The organism is Variovorax sp. Soil_C_39 (assembly GCF_057656815.1).
On record NZ_JBDGJQ010000029.1, the window covers coordinates 1 to 3,826 of the forward strand.

2 protein-coding genes and 2 pseudogenes are annotated in these 3,826 nt (G+C 67.6%); all 4 read left to right on the forward strand.

The genetic code is table 11. The annotated features are described in order from the left end of the window. Window positions 1-111 (forward strand): annotated as a pseudogene (locus AC3A6J_RS27890) (chemotaxis protein CheW); the annotation flags it as partial. Between the two features lie 25 nt (window positions 112-136). Further along, window positions 137-1,816, forward strand: a complete 1,680-nt coding sequence (locus AC3A6J_RS27895) for a methyl-accepting chemotaxis protein (protein WP_487863255.1) — start codon at window positions 137-139, stop codon at window positions 1,814-1,816. Between the two features lie 83 nt (window positions 1,817-1,899). Next, entirely contained in the window at window positions 1,900-3,636 is a 1,737-nt protein-coding gene (locus AC3A6J_RS27900; protein ID WP_487863256.1) for a methyl-accepting chemotaxis protein, read from the forward strand. 31 nt (window positions 3,637-3,667) lie between these two features. Next, window positions 3,668-3,826, forward strand: a pseudogene (locus AC3A6J_RS27905) (chemotaxis protein CheW); the annotation flags it as partial.

A 3,826-nucleotide genomic window follows, 5' to 3' on the forward strand; every position in this document is an offset into this window, starting at 1 on the left:
GACTACCTGATCGGGCTGGGCACGCTCGACGAGCGGATGCTGATCCTGGTGGACATCGATCGGCTGATGTCGAGCGAAGAGATGGGCCTGGTCGAAAGAATCGCGGCCTGACGGCCGCACGAATGGAGCAACCGACATGAAGAACCTGAAAATCGGCACACGTCTCGGCATCGGGTTCGCATTGGTGCTGGGCCTCATGGCCTGCATCGCGGCGATCGGTGTGTTCCGTCTGCAAGGCGTGGGCGACGCGGTGCAGCAGATGGTCGAGCGCTCGCTCGCCAAGGAGCGCCTGGCGGCCAACTGGCTGCTGAACACCAGCAACAACAGCGTACGCACCTTCGCGCTCGTCAAGAGCAACGATGCCGAAGTGCAGGACTACCTGCAGAAGCACATGGCCAAGACCAGCGCCAGCATCTCCGAAACACAGGCCAAGCTCGAGGCGCTGCTCGATTCGCCCGAAGAGCAGGCGCTCAGCGCCGACATCAAGGCCAAGCGCACCCAGTACATCACCTTGCGCAACGCCATTGTCAAGCTCAAGGCCGAAGGACGGCAAGACGAAGCGGCAGTGCTCACCAACGAGAAGCTGGTGCCGATGCTCGACGTGTACGACACCAGCATCCGCAACATGCTGACGCACCAGGCCGACCGGATCGACGAAGCAGCCGAGGCGGTGCATGCGCTCAACCGCGTGGGGCGCACGAACGTCATAGCGCTGGGCGTCATCGCGCTGGTGCTCGGTGCGGCGCTCGCATGGCTGCTGACGCGCAGCATCACGCGCCCGCTGAACGAAGCCGTGCGGGTGGCGCAGACCGTGGCCGGCGGCGACCTCACGAGCCGCATCGAATCGTCGACACGCGACGAGGTCGGCCTGCTCATGCAGGCCCTCCAGAACATGAACGCAAGCCTCGCGAAGGTGGTTGGCGGCGTGCGCCAGGGCACCAATGCCATCGCGACCGCTTCGGGCCAGATCGCCGCGGGCAACCAGGATCTCTCGTCGCGCACCGAGGAACAGGCGAGCTCGCTCGAGCAGACGGCGGCCTCGATGGAAGAGCTGACCTCGACCGTCAAGCAGAACGCCGACAACGCTCGCCAGGCCAACCAGCTCGCGCTCTCGGCCTCGGAAGTGGCGGTGAAGGGCGGCAATGTGGTCGGCCAGGTGGTCGACACCATGGCCTCGATCAATGCCTCGTCGAGGAAGATCGTCGACATCATCGGCGTGATCGACGGCATCGCGTTCCAGACCAACATCCTCGCGCTCAATGCGGCTGTCGAAGCGGCGCGCGCCGGTGAGCAGGGCCGCGGCTTCGCCGTGGTGGCTTCGGAAGTGCGCAGCCTGGCGCAGCGCTCGGGCGCGGCCGCCAAGGAGATCAAGGGCCTGATCGACGACTCGGTCGGCAAGGTCGACCGGGGCAGCATGCTCGTGGGCGAGGCCGGCAAGACGATGGAAGAGATCGTCGGCAGCGTCCGTCGCGTGACCGACATCATCGGCGAGATCACCGCGGCGAGCCAGGAGCAGAGCACGGGCATCGAGCAGGTGAACCAGGCGATCGCGCAGATGGACCAGGTGACGCAGCAGAACGCGGCGCTGGTCGAAGAGGCCGCGGCTGCGGCGCAGTCGATGCAGGAGCAGGCCGCCAGCCTGGTCGATGCGGTGAGCGTGTTCCGGCTCGATGGGGCGGCGGCAACAGCAACAGCAGCGGCGAAGGCGCCGCCGGCTGCGCCCAGGGCCTCTGCGCGCCTCGCGGGCGCTCCGAGGGCGTCGGCGCCGCGGCTGGCGGCCGCGACCCCCGCCACAGGCGATTGGACGGAATTTTGAACCGAGGGCCTCAAGTCTCGCGCGAAGTTGCCGATAACACCATCGACAGCACCGCAGAAAGACCAACTGAGGAAGAGAGCCGAATGTTCGACCGTTTGAGTTTCCGCGCGCTGAGCGTCGGCCAGAAGCTTGGCTTGCTCACCGCCAGCGCCATTCTGGGCGTGGCCGCGCTGACCGCGCTTTTCCTGTTTTCCGAGCGCCGGCTCATCCTGGCGGAGCGCCAGGCGGGCGTGCGCCAGGTGGTGGAAAGCGCGCACGGCCTGCTGGCGCACTACCAGTCCCTCGAGGCCAAGGGCACGTTGACCGAGGCGCAGGCCAAGGAACAGGCGATGCAGGCCCTGCGCGGACTGCGCTACAGCGGCAGCGAGTATTTCTGGATCAACGACATGCAGCCGCGCATGGTCATGCATCCGATCAGCCCGAAGCTCGAAGGCCAGGATCTCTCGGCCAACAAGGACGCGACCGGCAAGCCGCTGTTCGTCGCCTTCGTCGACATCGTGAAAGCCGAGGGCGCGGGTTTCGTGGCGTACCGCTGGGCCAAGCCCGGCAGCGACCAGCCCGTGCCGAAGGTTTCGTACGTGAAGGGCTTCGCACCCTGGGGCTGGATCGTCGGCTCGGGCGTGTATGTCGACACGGTGCAGGCCACCATCATGGACCGGGCGCTCAGCCTGTCGATCGGCGCGCTGGTGCTCGGCGCGGCGCTCCTGGCCCTGGGCTGGGCGATCTCGCGCGGCCTGCTGCGCCAGCTCGGCGGCGAACCCACGGCCACGGCCTACATCGCGCGCCGCATCGCCGAGGGCGACCTGGCGGTGCGCATCGATCTGCGACGCGGCGACCAGGCGAGCCTGCTGCATGCCATCCGCGGCATGCGCGACAGCCTTGCCAAGGTGGTGAGCGAAGTTCGCCAGGGCACCAATGCCATCGCGACCGCCTCGGGCCAGATCGCCGCAGGCAACCAGGATCTCTCTTCGCGCACCGAGGAGCAGGCGAGCTCGCTCGAGCAGACGGCGGCCTCGATGGAAGAGCTGACCTCGACCGTCAAGCAGAACGCCGACAACGCCCGCCAGGCCAACCAGCTCGCGCTGTCGGCCTCGGAGGTGGCCGTCAAGGGCGGCGGTGTGGTCGGCCAGGTGGTCGACACCATGGCCTCGATCAATGCCTCGTCGCGCAAGATCGTCGACATCATCGGCGTGATCGACGGGATTGCGTTCCAGACCAACATCCTCGCGCTCAATGCAGCGGTCGAAGCGGCTCGGGCCGGTGAACAGGGCCGCGGCTTCGCCGTGGTGGCATCGGAAGTGCGCAGCCTGGCGCAGCGCTCGGGCGCAGCGGCCAAGGAGATCAAGGGCCTGATCGACGACTCGGTCGGCAAGGTCGAGGCCGGCAGCCGACAGGTGGCCGAAGCGGGCCGCACGATGGAAGAGATCGTCGACAGCGTCAAGCGCGTGACCGACATCATGGGCGAGATCACCGCGGCGAGCCAGGAGCAGAGCACGGGCATCGAGCAGGTGAACCAGGCGATCGCGCAGATGGACCAGGTGACGCAGCAGAACGCGGCGCTGGTCGAAGAGGCCGCGGCCGCGGCGCAGTCGATGCAGGAACAGGCCGCGAAGCTGCAGTCGTCGGTCGGCGTGTTCCGCATCGAAGGCGGCGCGGCCACGGCCGTGGCGCTGGCGAATGCGCGCCGCCCCGCCACCGCGTTGGCCAAGCCACCGCAGCCCGACACCCTTTCCCCCAGGCTCCGGCGCCCCGCGCCAGCCAGGAAGACCCAGGACGCCCCGCAACTGGCCACCGCGGGCGGCGACTGGACCGAGTTTTGAACCCCCAGTGACAACCACCACAGATTTCCCGATGAGCGCAAACACATCCAAGTCCCATCCGGACAACCGCAACACCCCGCCTTCGCGGCCGGCGCGGCCGCTGGAATTCCTTTCCTTCACGCTCGGCCAGGAGGAATACGGCATCGACATCCAGAAGGTGCAGGAGCTTCGCGGCTACGACGCGGTGACG

Coding starts and splice junctions, on each gene's coding strand:
- AC3A6J_RS27900 (WP_487863256.1), top strand. CDS start 1,900: ATGTTCGACCGTTTGAGTTTCCGCGCGCTGAGCGTCGGCCAGAAGCTT.
- AC3A6J_RS27895 (WP_487863255.1), top strand. CDS start 137: ATGAAGAACCTGAAAATCGGCACACGTCTCGGCATCGGGTTCGCATTG.